The sequence below is a fragment of the Citrobacter sp. TBCS-14 genome (assembly GCF_005280805.1).
GTDB classification, from domain to species: Bacteria; Pseudomonadota; Gammaproteobacteria; order Enterobacterales; family Enterobacteriaceae; genus Citrobacter; species Citrobacter gillenii.
This window is the reverse complement of record NZ_SZWM01000018.1, coordinates 1-218: the sequence shown is the minus strand read 5'-3', so window position 1 is coordinate 218 and position 218 is coordinate 1. Positions and strand designations below refer to the sequence as shown.

Below are 218 nucleotides of genomic sequence, written 5' to 3'. Positions count from 1 at the left end.
GCGGAATTTGGTCATGCCATTAAGCGCAATCGACAATAGTTGATGCTTAATGTACGGGTTGCAGAATCGGCCGGTCACCGCGCTGGCAAATGAAGCCAATTCATCACGCGGCAGATCCAGCACCGGAATAATCTCTTCATAGATAGCTTTCTCAACGAAGGCGCGAATCTCAGCATCATTCATTGCCTCACCCACGGTATCAAGCCCTGCCTGCCAGG

Annotated in this window: 1 pseudogene; it reads right to left on the bottom strand. The window is 51.4% G+C overall.

Going from position 1 to position 218, the window contains the following annotated elements:
- Positions 1-218 (bottom strand): annotated as a pseudogene (locus FDX22_RS00065) (tagaturonate reductase); the annotation flags it as partial.